Below are 16,065 nucleotides of genomic sequence, written 5' to 3'. Positions count from 1 at the left end.
CGCGTGCCTGAAAGATTTTGGCGGGTTCGATCACAACGCCCAGGCCCTTCGCGTCGTCGCGGCTATCGAGCACCGCTATCCCGAGTTCGACGGGCTCAATCTCACTTGGGAGTCGCTGGAGGGCATCGTCAAGCACAACGGCCCACTGACGGATCGCAGCGGCGCGCCGGTTGGCCGCTATCGCGAGCACGGCATTCCCGTCGGCATTGCCGACTATATCAAGACCTATGACCTCGAATTGTGGAGCTTTGCCTCGCTGGAGGCGCAGGTTGCGGCGATTGCCGACGACATCGCCTATGACGCCCATGACATCGACGATGGCCTGCGCGCCGGCCTTTTTCACCTCGATGATCTCAAGGTGATGCCGCTCACGGCCGCGATCATCGCCGAGACGGCCGCGCACTATCCCGCCCTCGAAGATGTCAGGCGCGGCGCCGAGCTGGTGCGCGAGTTGATCTCGCATCTGATCGGCGCGGTGTTCGCGGAAGCTCAGAAGAACCTCGCCGCGGTCAAGCCGCAATCGGCTCAGGACGTGCGCCAGCAGAGCCGGGCACTGATCGCATTCCCGGTCGCTGTGGCCGAGGAGGAGGCCGCCATCAAGGCGTTCCTCTATCAGCACATGTACCGTCACAAGCGGGTGATGCGGGTGATGGGGGAGGCGGAACAGATCCTATTCGACCTGTTCGCGAAATACCTGGCATCGCCGGCCGAGCTGCCGCCGGAGTGGCTGCTGGGGGCGGAGGGCGACGGCGAGGGCGACCGGGCCCGCCGGATCGGCAATTTCATTGCCGGAATGACCGACCGTTTCGCCCTGACCGAGCACCAGCGGCTTTTTGACTCGACCCCGGATTTGCGTTAGGCGGCGCCCATGCCCGACACATCCTCATCTCTGCACCTGTTCGCCGACGTGCTCGCGCGCGTGCACGCCGCTTGCCGCGCGCTCGCGGCGGAAGCCAATTGGCCAGAGGGTATCGATTTCTCGCGCGTGGTGGTCGAGCCGCCGCGCGACCCGTCCCATGGCGACATGGCGACCAACGCCGCCATGGTGCTGGCGAAAGAAGCCAAGGCCAAGCCGCGCGACCTCGCTGAGCAGATCGCCGAGCGGCTCCGTGCGGATGCGCTGATCGCCAAGGTCGACGTCGCCGGTCCAGGCTTCATCAATCTGACGCTGAAACCCGCCGCCTGGGCCGAGGCGCTGCGGACCGTGCTGCGCGAGGGCGCCGATTACGGCCGCGTTCGCGGCGGCTCCAAGGTCAATGTCGAATATGTCTCGGCCAATCCAACCGGGCCGATGCATGTCGGGCATTGCCGCGGCGCCGTGTTCGGCGACGCGCTGGCGAGCCTGCTCCAGTTCGCCGGCCACGACGTCTCGCGCGAATACTACATCAACGATGCCGGCGCGCAGGTCGATGTGCTCGCGCGCTCCGCCTTCCTCAGGTATCGCGAGGCGCTGGGCGAGAACATCGGCGCGATCCCGGATGGGCTCTATCCGGGCGACTATCTGAAGCCCGTCGGCGCTGCGCTCGCGAAGGAGCACGGCGACAAGCTGCTCGCGATGAGCGAGGCCGAATGGCTGCCGACGGTGCGCGCCAAGGCGATCGCGATGATGATGGACGAGATCAAGGACGATCTCGCCGCCCTCAACATCCGCCACGACGTATTTTTCTCCGAGCGTTCGCTGATCGAGAACGGCAACAACAAGGTTGCCGCGACTATCGATTTCCTGCGGGCCAAGGGTGACATCTATGAAGGCCGCCTTCCGCCGCCGAAGGGCGCGCCGGTCGAGGACTGGGAAGACCGCGAGCAGCTGCTGTTCAAAGCGACGGCTTACGGCGACGACGTTGATCGTCCGCTGATCAAGTCGGACAATTCCTACACCTACTTCGCCTCCGACATCGCCTACCACAAGAACAAGTTCGATCGCGGGTTCGCCGAGATGATCGACGTGTGGGGCGCCGACCATGGCGGCTACATCAAGCGCATGCAGGCGGCGGTGAGGGCGACGACCTCCGGCAAGGGCTCGCTCGACGTCAAGATCGTCCAGCTCGTCAAGCTCCTGCGCGATGGCGAGCCGGTGAAAATGTCCAAGCGGTCCGGGGACTTCGTCACCTTGCGTGAGGTGGTGGATGAGGTCGGCCAGGACGCCGTCCGCTTCATGATGCTCTACCGCAAGAACGACGCGGTGCTGGATTTCGACCTCGCCAAGGTCATGGAGCAGTCGCGCGACAATCCGGTGTTCTACGTCCAGTACGGCCACGCCCGCGGTCACTCGATTTTCCGGAACGCGCGGGCGGAAGTATTCCCGGAACTCCCCGAGGATGCGGAGAAGCGTATCGCCTGGCTCAGCGACTCGTCGCTCGAGCGGTTGTCTGATACGGCTGAGCTCGACCTGCTCAAGCGGCTCGCAATTTATCCGCGGATGCTGGAAGGGGCCGCCGCGGCCCATGAGCCGCACCGAATTGCCTTCTATCTCTATGATTTAGCCAGCGAATTTCACGCGCTTTGGACGAAGGGGCGCGATCTGCCCTATTTACGCTTCATTATCAATAATGATGCACAGCTTACAAAGGCGCGGCTGGCGATGGTCCAGGGCGTCGTCTCGGTCCTGGCATCGGGCCTCGCCATCCTCGGCGTCCATGCCCCGGACGAGATGCGGTAGTTTGGGGCGAACTACTTAATGGGAATTCGGGGTAACCGGCAGAAGCCGGATCGCTTAGACTTGGTTCAAAGCCTTGTGGGTCGAAAGCCGTGTCTTGGTCGAGGGGCGCGCGGCTTTCCCGAAGGGACGCATCATCACGATGGCCGATCGATATCAGCAAAGACCGTTTCCTTCCGATGATTATGGTCGCGGCGACCAGCATGGGCGGGCGGAATCCGATCCCCTGGCCGAACTCGCCCGCCTGATCGGGCAGACCGATCCGTTCGCAGCGCAGAGCCAGCCCAGCGCGCGGCAGGCAGCGCCTGCGCCCGCAGCGTTTCAGGAGCCGGCCCAGCACTATCCGGAAGACGATTATCCGCAGAACAACTATCAGCAGGGCTACGAGGAGCCCGCACCGCCGCCGCCTCCACCGGGGCCGCCATCATGGATGCGCCGCGCCAATGTGCAGCCGCAGCCGGCTCCCGCGCCGGAGCCCGATTATCCCGTGACCGTGAATCCCGTGCATCCTCTGCATCGCTACTCGGCGGCGCCGGCACAGCCCGAACCTCACTTTCATCAGCCGCAGGCCCATCAGGGCCAGACGACGTATCAGGATCACGCTTACCAGGAGCAGGCCTACCAAGAGCAGGCCTACCAAGAGCAGGCCTACCAGGATCAAGCCTATCAGGACCCGCACCAGCAGCCCGATCCGTCGCGCTACGATGAAGCGCTTTACGGACGGCTCGAGGCTGGCCACGAGGATTTCCAGCGCGAGCCGGCCTATCCGGACGATCCCTACGCGTTCAAGAGCGACTATCCCGAAGCGGATCTCGACGAGCCCAAGAAGCAGCGCGGTGGTATGATGACGGTCGCTGCGATCCTGGCGCTCGCCGTGATCGGCACCGGCGCCGCATTCGCCTACAAGAACTACGTGGGATCGCCGCGCAGCGGCGAGCCGCCGATCATCAGGGCCGACAACTCGCCGACGAAGGTCGTGCCGGCGCCGACCGATTCCTCGGCCAAGGTGCCGGATCGCATGGTGAGCGGTGACGGTGCCGAGAAGATCGTGCCGCGCGAGGAGGCCCCCGTCGACCTCAACGCCAAGTCGGGCGGTCCGCGCGTCGTGTTTCCGCCGCTGAACCAGAATGCAAATCCGCCGCCGGTTGCGAGCGTCTCGCCGTCTACGCCGCCGCCACCGAACGCGGGGCAGATGGCCAGCAACGGCACGCTGCCGAATAACGAGCCACGCCGGATCAGGACGCTCGCCGTGAAGGGCGATCAGACCGACAGCACAACGCCGCAAACCGCGGCGGCTGCCGCGAAGCCCACGACGCCGCCCAAGCCCGTCGCGGCACCCGCTGCGCCGGCCCCATCCCACAATCCGCCGACCTCGGCCAATGCCAGCGCCAATCAGCCGATGTCGCTGGCGCCGCAGGCAACCTCCGAACCGCCTGCGCCGCTAGCGGGACAGCGGATGGCGGCAACGAACCCGACCCAAATCGCGCCCGCGAGCAGCGCCGGCGGCGGCTATCTGGTGCAGGTCTCCTCGCAGCTGAGCGAGGAGAGCGCCCAGGCCTCCTACCGCGTGCTCCAGGGCAAGTATGGCAGCGTGCTGGGCTCCCGGTCGCCTGTGATCAAGCGGGTTGATCTCACCGACAAGGGCAAGGGGGTCGTCTATCGCGCCTTCGCGGGTCCGTTCAGTTCGGCGGAGGAAGCGGTGCAGGCCTGCAACAATCTGAAATCTGCCGGTGGACCGCAGTGCCTCGTCCAGAGGAATTAACGGCGGTTTCCTTGACCCCCTAGCGGGGTAGGGTTAATCGGCCCTTATGAGCACGCGGGCCTTCATTACCGGCGTATCCGGAACGGAACTGACCGCCGCTGAGCGGGAGTTTATCCGTGGTGAACGCCCATGGGGCTTCATCCTCTTCAAACGCAACATCGATAATCCGGCGCAAGTTGCTTCGCTGGTTGGTGAATTGCGCGACATTGCGGGTGCCCCTGAGGCCCCCATCCTGATCGACCAGGAGGGGGGCAGGGTGCAGCGGTTGGGGCCGCCGCACTGGCCGGTCTACCCGCCGGGCGCCGTTTTCTCGGCCCTGTACGACACTGATTCGGCCCTTGGGCTGACCGCCGCGCGTCTCAGCGCCCGGCTCATCGCCGCTGATCTCGCCGATCTCGGCATCACCGTGGACTGCCTGCCGCTTGCGGACGTGCCGGTTCCGGGGGCCGATGCCGTGATCGGCAACCGCGCCTACGGCACCGAGCCCGGCAAGGTTGCAGCGATCGCACGGGTGGTCACGGACGGGCTGGAACAGGGCGGTGTGCTGCCGGTTCTCAAGCATATTCCCGGCCACGGACGGGCGACCGCGGACAGCCATTTGAAGCTGCCGACGGTCGACACGCCCAGGGATGAGCTGGAGCGTACCGATTTCGCCGCCTTCAAGCCGCTGGCGGACCTGCCGATGGCCATGACTGCACATGTTGTGTTTAGCGCCTTCGACCCCGCCCATCCGGCGACGACTTCTGCGACAATGATCGCTCAGGTGATTCGTGGCCTGATCGGGTTCCAAGGTTTGTTAATGAGTGATGACGTGTCGATGAACGCGCTGGCAGGAGGCATCACCGAGCGAACCCGGGCTATCTTCGCGGCCGGCTGCGACATGGCTCTGCACTGCAACGGCAACATCGAGGAGATGCGCGATGTCGCTGGCCAAACGCCTGAACTCAAGGGCAGGGCGCTGGAGCGGGCGAACGCTGCGCTCGCCGCGCGCAAGCCGCCGCAGCCGTTCGACCGGGCGGCCGCACGCGCTGAACTGGATGCATTGATCGCACGGGCAAACACGGCTTCCGCATGACCGCAGAAATCCTATCGTTCGAAACCGGGCGGCCCGCCGAGCTCGCCGAGGATGAGCCGGCGCTTGTCGTCGATGTCGAGGGCTATGAGGGCCCGCTCGACCTGCTGCTCGCACTGGCGCGGCAGCAGAAGGTCGATCTCGCCAAAATCTCGATCCTGGCATTGGCCGATCAGTACCTGCACTTCATCGAAGCGGCGCGAAAGATCCGCCTGGAGCTCGCGGCCGACTATCTCGTGATGGCGGCATGGCTCGCCTTCCTGAAGTCGCGCCTGCTGTTGCCGGAGCCGCCGACGGCGGAAGGTCCGAGCGCTGAAGAGATGGCGACCGCGCTCGCCAACCGGCTGCGCCGCCTGGAAGCCATTCGCGAAGCCGCCAACCGCCTGATGAACAGGCAGCAATTGCTGCGCGACATCTTCCCGCGCGGCGAGCCCGAGCAGATCGCCGAGGTCAAGCATCCGAAATACACGGCCACGCTGTATGACCTGCTCACCGCCTATGCCTCGCAGCGCCAGTCGCGCGTGCTGGCGAGCGTGCATCTCGCCAAGCGCACGGTGTGGTCGCTCGCCGAGGCCCGCGCCACGCTGGAGCGGCTGGTCGGCAGCATTACTGAATCGGACGACTGGGGAAATCTCGACGACTTCCTGGTCCGCCATGTCGCGGATCCGTCGCAGCGCGCGACGGTGTTCGCCTCGAGCTTTGCCGCCGCGCTCGAACTGGTGCGGGAAGGTCAGCTGGAATTGAACCAGAAAGAGGCATTTGCGCCCATCTATTTCCGGAAGGGGCGCCACAAGCCGGTTCCGGACGCAGCTCCTGCGCCTGATGCGCCGGTCGGTTAAGTGCAAGAAGGAGAAGCTGCCATGGCAAGCCTGGCTGAAGTGCGGATAGAAGAGGCGGAGCCGATGGAGAACGAATCCCAGGCCCGTCCCGAAGAGCTGCGTCTTCTCGAAGCTCTCTTGTTTGCATCGAGCGAACCGCTGGATACCGCGACGCTGGCCAAGCGGATGCCGGAAGGAGTCGACGTCAAGGAAGCGCTTGCCCAATTGCAGGCCGAATATGCAACGCGCGGCGTGAACCTCGTGCGCGTCGCCAACAAGTGGACCTTCCGCACCGCCGGCGATCTCGCCTGGCTGATGACGCGGGAAAGCACCGAGACGCGTCGCCTGTCGCGCGCCGCGATCGAGGTGCTGGCGATCATCGCCTATCACCAGCCGGTGACGCGCGCCGAGATCGAGGAAATCCGTGGTGTCGTGACCTCGAAGGGCACGTTGGACGTGCTGCTCGAAACCGGTTGGATCAAGCCGCGCGGCCGGCGCAAGACGCCGGGGCGTCCGCTGACCTTCGGAACCACTGAGGGCTTCCTGTCGCAGTTCACCCTGGAACAGCTCGGCGATCTGCCGGGCCTGGAAGAGCTGAAGGGCACGGGTCTTCTGGATTCACGGCTGCCGACCGGCTTCAGCGTGCCGAATCCGTCCGACGATCCCGCATTGCGCGAGGACGAAGATCCGCTGGAACCGGGCGAGGATCTCGATTTGGCGCTGGCGCCTGCACCCGAGCCGGAGACGCCGGAAAGTGGCGGCGAGGGCGGCAGCGAGGACTGACGTCCCGGCCTTTTACGGGCCCCTGCGACCAGTTAACACTAGCAAGATTGCGTAGCGCCAACAGCGAATTGGCGCTGCCTTGGTCCTTGTTTTTGACACCTGCGAAGCCTAGGTTTCGGTAAAGATCGGCCGGGTCGCCGGCCATGCGTGTTTGGAGGGTTGCAGGATGGGTTCGCTTAGCATTTGGCACTGGATCTTGGTGATCGCAGTGGTCCTGCTGCTGTTCGGCCGCGGCAAGATTTCGGACCTGATGGGTGACGTGGCGCAGGGCATCAAGGCTTTCAAGAAGGGCATGCAGGACGACGACAAGCCCGCCGACAAGCCGGAGCCGGCCAAGTCCATTGAGCACAATGCTGCGCCGACCGCGGCACGGTCCGACGTCGGCAGCAAGGCCGTCTGAGCCAAAGATTGGACAGACGCGAGCGGTCCCGATCCCAGAGCGAAGAGGATTGGGCGGGTTGCGGCTGGCCTGAACGGAAGACCTCATGTTCGACATCGGCTGGAGTGAACTGGTCCTCATCGGGGTCGTAGCGCTCGTCGCCATCGGCCCGAAAGAACTGCCGGGCGTGCTGCGCATGGTCGGACAGTGGATGGGCAAGGCCCGCAAGATGGCCGCCGAATTCCAGGGGCAATTCCAGGAAGCGATGCGCGAGGCCGAGATGGCCGACCTCAAGAAGAGTTTCGATGAGGTCAAGGAAGCCGCCTCCGGCTTCACCGGCAACAATTTGATGACCTCGCTGCAGAAGGACGTCAGCGACGCCCTGCGCGTCGACGCGCTCGACAAGCCGGCCGAGACCTTGGCCACCACCGCTGTCGAACCGCCCGCGACTTCAAACGAAGCGTCGGCGACTTCAAGTGAAGCGCCGGCAATTCCAACGACACCGGAAACCCCGACGCCCGAGACCTTTGTGGAAGCGGAGGCGCATGCGGCAGTGAACGAACCGCTCGCCATCACCCGCGAGCTTGACCAGGCGCCCGTCACCCAGGACACCGCGCCATCCGAAGCGATCAAGGACGCCAAAGCGTCATGAGCGACGCCGATATCGAGGCCAGCAAAGCCCCTCTGATGGACCACCTGATCGAGCTGCGTTCGCGGCTGATCAAGGCGCTGCTCGGCTTCGGCGTGGCCTTCATCTTCTGTTTCTTCTTCGCCAAGCAGATCTACAACGTGCTGGTCTGGCCGTTCGTGTGGGTCGCGGGGCCGGAGAACTCGAAATTCATCTACACGGCGCTGCTGGAATATTTCATCACCCAGCTCAAGCTCGCGCTGTTCGGCGCTGGCTTCATCTCCTTCCCGATCGTTGCCACGCAGATCTACAAGTTCGTGGCGCCGGGCCTCTACAAGCACGAGAAGCAGGCCTTCCTGCCATATCTGGTCGCCACCCCGTTCTTCTTCGTGCTGGGTGCGATGCTGGTCTATTTCGTCGTGCTGCCGATGCTGATCCGCTTCTCGCTGGGCATGCAGCAGTCGGGCGGCGAGGAGACCGCGCAGATCGCGCTGTTGCCCAAGGTCGGCGAATATCTGTCGCTCATGATGTCGCTGATCTTCGCCTTCGGCATCGCCTTCCAGCTGCCCGTGATCCTGACGCTGCTCGGCCGCATCGGCATCATCACGGCAAAAATGCTGCGCGAGAAGCGCCGCTATTTCATCGTCATCGCCTTCATCATAGCGGCGGTGCTGACGCCGCCCGACGTGCTCAGCCAGTGCTCGCTCGCCATTCCCTTGCTGGCCCTCTATGAGGGCTCGATCATCGCGGTGGCGATGGTGGAGAAGAAGGCGGCCGCCTCGCAGGCCTCCGGCGGCGGCGCCTCGTCGAGCGCCAATCCGGCGGAGTAGGGCGCCGTACCCGCCGGTGTCATTTCCCGCGAAAGCGGGGAATCCAGTACGCCGCTGCTATCGAGGAATCACCCGCGTCTCTGGAATACTGGATCGCCCGCTTTCGCGGGCGATGACGCCTGTGGTAGTGGGAAGCGCGGCGCAAGCTTCCAGCACAAGCGTTGGCTGTTGCGCGCTCATCCAGGACCCTCGGCCATGCACGACATCAAATCGATCCGCGACAATCCGCAAGCTTTCGACGCCGGTCTTGCACGGCGGGGTCTGAAGCCGTTGTCGGCGTCGCTGCTCGCGATCGACGAAAAGCGGCGGGCGGCGATCCTGGCTTCCGAGCAGGCGCAGGCGCGGCGCAATGCCGCCTCCAAGGAAATCGGAGACGCCAAGAAGGCGAAGGACGAGGCGCGCGCGGCCAAGCTGATGGCCGAGGTGGCGGAGTTGAAGACGACGATGCCGCAGCTCGAGGCCGCTGCGAAGGCCGCCGACGAGGAGCTTGCGAAGGAGCTCTCCGCGATCCCGAACATTCCGCTCGATGAAGTGCCCGATGGCGTCGACGAGCACGGCAACGTGCAGCACCATGTCTTCGGCGACAAGCGCAATTACAGCTTCGCGCCCAAGCTGCACGACGATCTCGGCAGCGCGCTCGGCTACATGGATTTCGAGGCGGCGGCCAAACTCTCCGGCGCGCGCTTCGTCGTGCTGAAGAAGGGGCTGGCGCGGCTGGAGCGCGCGATCGGCCAGTTCATGCTCGATCTGCACACGACCGAGCACGGCTACACCGAGATCAACCCGCCGCTGCTGGTGCGCAACGAGGTCATGTTCGGCACCGGGCAGCTGCCGAAATTCGAGGACGATCAGTTCTGGGCGATCAAGGGCGAACTGCTCGCCGCGCCCGATCAGGAGCGGCTGCGGACCGAGCGGCTCGGCCTGATCCCGACGGCGGAAGTGTCGCTCACCAACCTCGCGCGTGAATCAATCCTCGACGAGAAGCAGTTACCGATGCGGCTCACCGCGCTGACTCCGTGCTTCCGCGCCGAGGCGGGCGCTGCCGGACGCGATACGCGCGGCATGATCCGCCAACACCAGTTCACCAAGGTCGAGCTGGTGTCGATCACGACGCCGGAGGCCAGCAAGGACGAGCTGGAGCGGATGCTTGCATGTGCCGAGGAGGTGTTACGCCGCCTCGACCTGCATTACCGCGTGATGACGCTCTGTGCAGGGGATATGGGTTTCTCCGCGCAAAAAACCTATGACATCGAGGTCTGGATGCCCGGGCAGGGCGAAGGTGGCATGTTCCGCGAGATATCGAGCTGCTCGGTCTGCGGCGACTTCCAGGCGCGGCGCATGGATGCGCGCTCGCGCGGCCCCGATGGCAAGCCGCGCTTTGTGCACTCGCTGAACGGCTCCGGCACCGCGGTCGGCCGCGCGTTGATCGCGGTGATGGAGACCTATCAGCAGGAGGACGGCTCGATCGCCGTGCCCGACGTGCTTCAGCCCTATATGGGCGGGGTGAAGGTGGTCGCGCGCGAGTAGCGCGCCGATCGCGGGTTGCGAAGATTGGGCGGCCGGTTATCCTGACGGCAGCCCTAGAGCTCGAAACGTCCCGTCCATGGCCTTGCATCGCGATATCTTCTGGGTCGGCAGACAATGGGCGGTGACCGGATTCGGCATCCAGGCCGTCGACCAGCGGCTGCGCGGCGTGCTGGATATCGAGATCGCGCGGCTCTGGGACGACGATCTCATCCAAAACCGGCGAACCAGGCCTGGTGTCAATGCCGAGGATTTTGACAAGGCGGTGACGGTGGCACGCGGACGCTATCCGCAAGAGCCGCCGGCGGCCCCCATCATCGCGCAACCGGATGTGCTCGACGCGGCGCCGGCCGCGAGCCCGTTCGTGCCGGCGATGAAATTGCGGGCCGAAGGCAGGCTTGCGCGCTTCCTGCCGCAATGGCGCATCCGACGCTAGTCGGGCATGGCCGGTTTGGGCAGAACTCCTGCCCGGGAAAAACAGCGGATGGTGGTTCCCGGATCCAGAGCCGTCCCGGCGGCTGAAATCCCGCAAGCCGCCCGGTTTGCCTGATCGGCCATAGCCGGATAAGACGGCCCCACCCAATCCCTGGAAACGATCTTCGGCATGCGAATCCTCTGCACCAATGACGACGGTATCCACGCCCCCGGCCTCAAGGTCGTGGAGGAGATCGCGCGAGCGCTGTCCGACGATGTCTGGGTCGTGGCTCCCGAGCTCGACCAGTCCGGCGTGTCGCATTCGCTGTCCTTGAACGATCCTTTGCGCCTGCGCGAGGTCGGACCGCAGCACTTCGCCGTGCGCGGCACCCCGACCGACTGCGTCATCATGGGCGCGCGCCATATCCTGGGCGCCAAGCTGCCCGACGTCGTGCTGTCGGGCGTCAACAAGGGCCGCAACGTCGCCGAGGACGTGGTCTATTCCGGCACCATTGCCGGCGCGCTGGAAGGCACCATCCTGGGCCTGCCGTCGTTCGCGCTGTCGCAGGAATTCAGCATCGAGACGCGCGAGCGCCCGCCGTGGGACACCGCGCGCAAATTCGGGCCCGACATCCTGCGCAAGGTGATTGCCGCAGGAATCCCGAAGGATACGGTGATCAACGTCAACTTCCCGTCCTGTGCGCCGGAGGACGTTCTCGGCATCCGGGTGACGCGGCAAGGCAAGCGCAATCTCGGCTTTCTCAGGATCGACGAGCGCAGGGATGGCCGCGGCAATCCTTATTTCTGGATCGGCTTCGAGCGCACCGCGATGCTGGACACGCCCGCCGAAGGTACCGATCTCGCCGCGCTGCGGGATCGTTACGTCTCGGTCACGCCGCTCAGGCTCGACCGCACGGACGAAGCATTTTCCGAAGCGCTCGATGGAATCCTGAAATAGGAGCTAGCCGGCGCGAAGCGCCGCTTCGATGGTCTTGCCGAGCGCGTCGAGCTGAAACGGCTTCTGCAGCGCCGGCCGGTCGCGATATTGCTCGGGCAGTCCCGACGAGCCATATCCGGTCGCGAAGATGAAGGGGCAGCCCTTGGCCTTGATCAGATCGGCGACCGGCGAGATCACCTTGCCGTTGACGTTGACGTCGAGGATGGCGAGGTCGAACTCGGTCGATTGGGCAAGCCGCATCGCTTCGGTGATGTCGCCGGCCTCAGCCGCGACCTTGTAACCAAGCTCTTCCAGCATATCCGCGACCATCATCCTGATCATGACCTCGTCTTCCACGAGGAATACAGAACGGCCCGACAGCCTTCCCGCAGTCATAAGTGAGTCCTTGCCCATTCGCATAAACGTTCGCAGATAACGCCATGCGGCGCAATGCGCGTTTCGGCTTACGGAAACCTGCAAATGACGACGGCAGTTGATCCGTTTGCTAGCCAAATGTGGTCAAACACTGCGCCAAAAGGTTATCATGAGTTCCTGAGCCGGAACAAGAATCTGCCGCGCCTGCACACCCATCACATCGACCTGAACTCCAAGAGACGAACACAGGCAAATGGCCTCCCATCAGCAGCCGCCGGAAAAGATGATGTTTCAGCTCACGCTGCGACGTCGGGGCATCAGCGACCAGGCAGTGCTGCGCACCATGGAGGAGGTGCCGCGCGAGTTGTTCGTCGATGAGGTCGATCGCGAGGACGCCTACCGCGACAGCGCGCTGCCGATCGCCTGCGGACAGACCATCAGCCAGCCCTTCGTCGTCGCCTACATGACCGAACAGCTGCAGCTGAAGAAGCAGCACCGCGTGCTCGAGATCGGCGCCGGCTCCGGCTACCAGGCTGCCGTGCTATCGCGGCTTGCCGGCCAGGTGCTGACGGTCGAGCGCTACCGCAGGCTCGCCGATGCCGCGCGCGGCCGGCTCGAGAAGCTCGGCTGTCACAATGTCGAGGTGATGCTGGGCGACGGCCTCAACCTGCCCGCCAATATCGGCCCGTTCGACCGCATCATCGTGACGGCGGCGATGGAGCAGATTCCGGAGAACCTGATCGAGCGACTCGAGGTCGGGGGGATCCTGATTGCGCCGGTCGGACCGCATCAGGGCGTGCAGACGCTGATCCGTCTGACCCGCGGTGAAGCGGGCATCGAGCGCAAGGAACTCGTCGATGTCCGGTTCGTGCCGGCGCTGCCGGGCGTGGCTCGGGAGCTGTAGATTCCCGGATCGGTTGTGCTGCCAACACCTTATTGGGAGGGTTAAGCCGTTATTTACTCGGCGCGTGTTTACTTAAAAGACCAGTTCAGTTGCGTACGAGTGAGTAACCATGTCCGCTGTCGCCGAGTTGCTTTACTCGCGCCGCGTGCCGCAGGTCGCGGTACTGGCGCTGATCTCGTTCGGTTTCGCGGGGTGCAGTGCCGACATGTCGTCGCGCCTCTCCCAGTCGAATTTCTCCAATCCTTTCGCCTCCGACTCGACCGGTTCGGTGCAGCAGGCACCGCCGCCGCAGCGTGAGCTGCCGCAATATGCGCGGCCGCAGACCCAGCCGGGCTACTACCAGTCGCAGCCCTTGCCGCCGCCGGCGGTTGCTGCGCCGCAATCCTATCCGGTTTCGGGTGGGGGCGTGTCCGGAGGCGGGCGCGGTGTGAGTTCCTATGCGCCGCCGTCCCAGCCGCATCTCGAGACCACGGCCACCGTGCCGTCGCGCTCGGTCGCGGCCGCTCAGCCGGCCGGCGGGACCAAGATCATCGTCGGCACCAGCGACACGCTCGACGTGCTCGCCAAACGCTACCACGTCACGCCGCAGGCGATCCTCGCCGCCAACGGTTACAAGGGGCCGCGCGCGCTGTCGCCCGGCCAACAGCTGATCATTCCGCGTCCGGGTGCAACGGCTGCTGCACCTGCGCCGGCTCTGGCTCCCGTCGCCGCTGCTCCCGCGATGGCGCCGGCGACCAAGCCGGTTGCCGTCGCCGCGCCGCCGAGCATCCACTTCGTCAATCGCGGTGATACGCTCGCCAGCATCGCCCGCAAGAATCACATCTCCGCCACCGAGCTTGCCCGGGCCAACAGCCTCGAGCCGTCCGCCAAGCTCAAGCTCGGCACCAAGCTGACCGTGCCCGGCGCCAAGACCGCCGCGCTCGCTGCGCCCGCAGCTCCCGTCCCGGCGCTGGTTGCGCCGGCACCGGTCGCCGTCGCTCAGCCCGCGGCGGTTGCGCCAGCACCGGTCACCAGGGTCGCTGCCGCGGCGCCAATGCAGAGCGCTCGCCTGGCTCAGCCGACCGGCAACATCGAAGAGAAGCCCACCGAGGCGCCGGCGAAGGCCGCGGACGCCACTGGCGCGCTGCCGACCTTCCGCTGGCCGGTGCGTGGCAAAGTGATCACGACGTACGGCGCCAAGACCAACGGCAAGTCCAATGATGGCATCAACCTCGCGGTGCCCGAAGGCACGCCGGTCAAGGCGGCGGAAGACGGCGTCGTTGCCTACTCCGGCAACGAGCTGAAGGGTTATGGCAATTTGGTTCTGGTTCGGCATTCCAACGGCTACGTCACCGCATATGCCCATGCGAGTGAGCTATTGGTGAAGCGCGGCGATACCATCAAGCGCGGCCAGGTCATTGCCAAGTCGGGTCAATCCGGGGAAGTGGCGTCGCCGCAGCTCCACTTCGAGATCCGCAAGGGATCTAGTCCGGTTGACCCGCTTCAATTCCTGAACGGGGCGTGAGGCCTACGTAGCATCCGCACTGAAGCAGTCGTCGCCCGGCTTGACCGGCCGACGCAGGGCGGATTCAACCGCTCGTCGCAACACTCCGTGTATCGCTCACTCGGAGCAATTCGTCGAGGGTTTCTGCCGGTGTTTTCCAGCCGAGGGTTTTGCGGGGCCTTGTGTTGAGTGCAAGAGCCACGGCCTCCAGATCATCGGCATCGTGCATGCTGAGATCCGTCCCCTTTGGAAAGTACTGGCGCAGCAACCCATTCGTGTTCTCGTTGGTGCCGCGCTGCCACGGGCTGTGAGGGTCGCAAAAGTAGACCTGCACGCCTGCATCGATCTTCAGACGCGCGTGCTGAGCCAGCTCAGCTCCTTGATCCCAGGTTAGAGACCGCCGCAGTCGCTCGGGCATGGTGAAGATTGCGCGGGTGATGGCGTCTCGCACCGCCTCAGCGCCATGTCCGGCGAGTGCAGGTCCATTCTTCACGCGAGCATCCTGTTCCTGACCGGTCATGCGCGGCAAATGCAGCAGAATGGTAAAACGGCTCGTGCGCTCCACCAAAGTGCCGATCGCGGAACTACCGAGGCCCATGATGAGGTCACCTTCCCAGTGACCCGGCACAGCTCGATCGGCAGCTTCCGCCGGACGTTGACTGATCATGATCTCGGAAGGAATGAAGCTTCTGCCTTTGCGGGCGCGCGCCCTCGGCATCCGCAAGGCCCGCCCAGTGCGCAAGCAGGCCGTCAGTTCACGGCGCAAAGCTCCTCGACCCTGCACATAAAGGGCCTGATAAATTGCCTCGTGACTGATGCGCATCGTCTCATCCTCGGGAAAGTCGAGCCGAAGTCGCCGAGAAATCTGTTCCGGGCTCCATGCCGTCGCCCAGCGTCGGTTTTGCCGATGCACCGCCCGGCGGCCCTTCCACACGACCTTCGGGCCAACGAGGAGCGCCCCGTCTGGCTTAGCGATCATACCGGCAAGCCTGTCCTGCACATAATCCCGCAGGGTCGGGTTGATTGCCAACTTCGCAAACTTGGGCCGTCGGGCGGACTGATCAGCATGCCATTGTGCCGTGGTCGCCCGGTACTCTGGAGCGCCATGGCGGCGCGCCACATTGCGACGGAGCTCACGGGAGATCGTGCATGGAGGCCGGCCGAGCTGACGAGCGATGGCTCGCACCCCATGCCCCTGCGCGCGCAAGATGGCAATCTCCTCACGTTCGGCGAACGACAGGTAGCGCTCCGACCGAGGTTTGGACGATCGCGACAAATGTGTTGGCGGCATACCGCCCGCCCTCCGGAACCAGCGTACTCCGACCGACGGCGACACCCCGGCCTCAACCGCAGCATCCCCGCTCGATCGCCCCAAGGCAATCGCAGTCCAGAACGGTCTATAATCTTCTCGTAGGACCTCTCGGGGACGATCTGTCCGCACACGCTTCTCCATCGCAACCTCTTTTGCTCGAGTGTTGCGACGAGCGGTTGAATCCGCCC

The 16,065-nt window shown here is 64.8% G+C and carries 16 protein-coding genes; 14 read left to right on the top strand and 2 right to left on the bottom strand.

The genetic code is table 11. The features are described 5' to 3' along the window. The 12 genes from AXW67_RS22435 to surE form a co-directional block, all read left to right on the top strand. Window positions 1-859 (top strand): deoxyguanosinetriphosphate triphosphohydrolase family protein (locus AXW67_RS22435; protein WP_245315672.1); only part of this gene is annotated, 859 nt, incomplete at its 5' end. Window positions 860-868: 9 nt separating this feature from the next. Beyond that, on the top strand, window positions 869-2,659 hold the full coding sequence (gene argS / locus AXW67_RS22430) for an arginine--tRNA ligase (protein ID WP_063679602.1): 1,791 nt from the start codon (window positions 869-871) through the stop codon (window positions 2,657-2,659). Window positions 2,660-2,798: 139 nt separating this feature from the next. Next, entirely contained in the window at window positions 2,799-4,418 is a 1,620-nt protein-coding gene (locus tag AXW67_RS22425; RefSeq protein WP_063679676.1) for an SPOR domain-containing protein, read from the top strand. Between the two features lie 46 nt (window positions 4,419-4,464). Further along, window positions 4,465-5,493 carry a beta-N-acetylhexosaminidase gene (nagZ, locus tag AXW67_RS22420; RefSeq protein WP_063679601.1) on the top strand — a complete coding sequence of 343 codons (1,029 nt, stop codon included), beginning with the start codon at window positions 4,465-4,467 and terminating at the stop codon, window positions 5,491-5,493. Next, window positions 5,490-6,329 carry a segregation and condensation protein A gene (locus AXW67_RS22415; RefSeq protein WP_063679600.1) on the top strand — a complete coding sequence of 280 codons (840 nt, stop codon included), beginning with the start codon at window positions 5,490-5,492 and terminating at the stop codon, window positions 6,327-6,329. Before nagZ ends, AXW67_RS22415 begins: the two co-directional genes overlap by 4 nt. Before the next feature lie 21 nt (window positions 6,330-6,350). Continuing rightward, window positions 6,351-7,091: an SMC-Scp complex subunit ScpB gene (gene scpB, locus AXW67_RS22410; RefSeq protein ID WP_063679599.1), complete on the top strand. Its 741-nt coding sequence runs from the start codon at window positions 6,351-6,353 to the stop codon at window positions 7,089-7,091. Window positions 7,092-7,257: 166 nt separating this feature from the next. Further along, window positions 7,258-7,491, top strand: a complete 234-nt coding sequence (locus AXW67_RS22405; protein ID WP_011087519.1) for a twin-arginine translocase TatA/TatE family subunit — start codon at window positions 7,258-7,260, stop codon at window positions 7,489-7,491. Between the two features lie 85 nt (window positions 7,492-7,576). Next, window positions 7,577-8,122: a Sec-independent protein translocase protein TatB gene (gene tatB, locus AXW67_RS22400; protein WP_063679598.1), complete on the top strand. Its 546-nt coding sequence runs from the start codon at window positions 7,577-7,579 to the stop codon at window positions 8,120-8,122. After that, window positions 8,119-8,928: a twin-arginine translocase subunit TatC gene (tatC, locus tag AXW67_RS22395; protein WP_063679597.1), complete on the top strand. Its 810-nt coding sequence runs from the start codon at window positions 8,119-8,121 to the stop codon at window positions 8,926-8,928. Before tatB ends, tatC begins: the two co-directional genes overlap by 4 nt. Before the next feature lie 195 nt (window positions 8,929-9,123). Further along, entirely contained in the window at window positions 9,124-10,455 is a 1,332-nt protein-coding gene (serS, locus tag AXW67_RS22390) for a serine--tRNA ligase (RefSeq protein ID WP_063679596.1), read from the top strand. Between the two features lie 76 nt (window positions 10,456-10,531). Next, window positions 10,532-10,888, top strand: coding sequence for a hypothetical protein (locus AXW67_RS22385; RefSeq protein WP_063679595.1), 357 nt, complete (start codon window positions 10,532-10,534; stop codon window positions 10,886-10,888). 168 nt (window positions 10,889-11,056) lie between these two features. Further along, window positions 11,057-11,824, top strand: coding sequence for a 5'/3'-nucleotidase SurE (surE, locus tag AXW67_RS22380; protein ID WP_027550790.1), 768 nt, complete (start codon window positions 11,057-11,059; stop codon window positions 11,822-11,824). Window positions 11,825-11,827: 3 nt separating this feature from the next. On the opposite strand, the gene AXW67_RS22375 is transcribed toward surE, so the two are convergent. Further along, on the bottom strand, window positions 11,828-12,199 hold the full coding sequence (locus AXW67_RS22375; RefSeq protein ID WP_063679594.1) for a response regulator: 372 nt from the start codon (window positions 12,197-12,199) through the stop codon (window positions 11,828-11,830). 232 nt (window positions 12,200-12,431) lie between these two features. On the opposite strand from AXW67_RS22375, the gene AXW67_RS22370 reads away from it, so the two are divergent. Both AXW67_RS22370 and AXW67_RS22365 read left to right on the top strand, forming a co-directional pair. Further along, window positions 12,432-13,082: a protein-L-isoaspartate(D-aspartate) O-methyltransferase gene (locus tag AXW67_RS22370; protein ID WP_027550792.1), complete on the top strand. Its 651-nt coding sequence runs from the start codon at window positions 12,432-12,434 to the stop codon at window positions 13,080-13,082. Window positions 13,083-13,191: 109 nt separating this feature from the next. Then, window positions 13,192-14,586, top strand: coding sequence for a LysM peptidoglycan-binding domain-containing M23 family metallopeptidase (locus AXW67_RS22365; protein ID WP_063679593.1), 1,395 nt, complete (start codon window positions 13,192-13,194; stop codon window positions 14,584-14,586). A 64-nt stretch (window positions 14,587-14,650) separates the two neighbouring features. Here the strand turns inward: AXW67_RS22365 and AXW67_RS22360 are convergent, their stop codons facing one another. Then, window positions 14,651-16,018, bottom strand: coding sequence for an IS30 family transposase (locus tag AXW67_RS22360; RefSeq protein WP_201723621.1), 1,368 nt, complete (start codon window positions 16,016-16,018; stop codon window positions 14,651-14,653). Between the last annotated feature and the right edge of the window lie 47 nt (window positions 16,019-16,065).

The organism is Bradyrhizobium neotropicale (assembly GCF_001641695.1).
Classification (GTDB): Bacteria; Pseudomonadota; Alphaproteobacteria; order Rhizobiales; family Xanthobacteraceae; genus Bradyrhizobium; species Bradyrhizobium neotropicale.
This window is presented reverse-complemented; position numbering and strand designations above follow the sequence as displayed.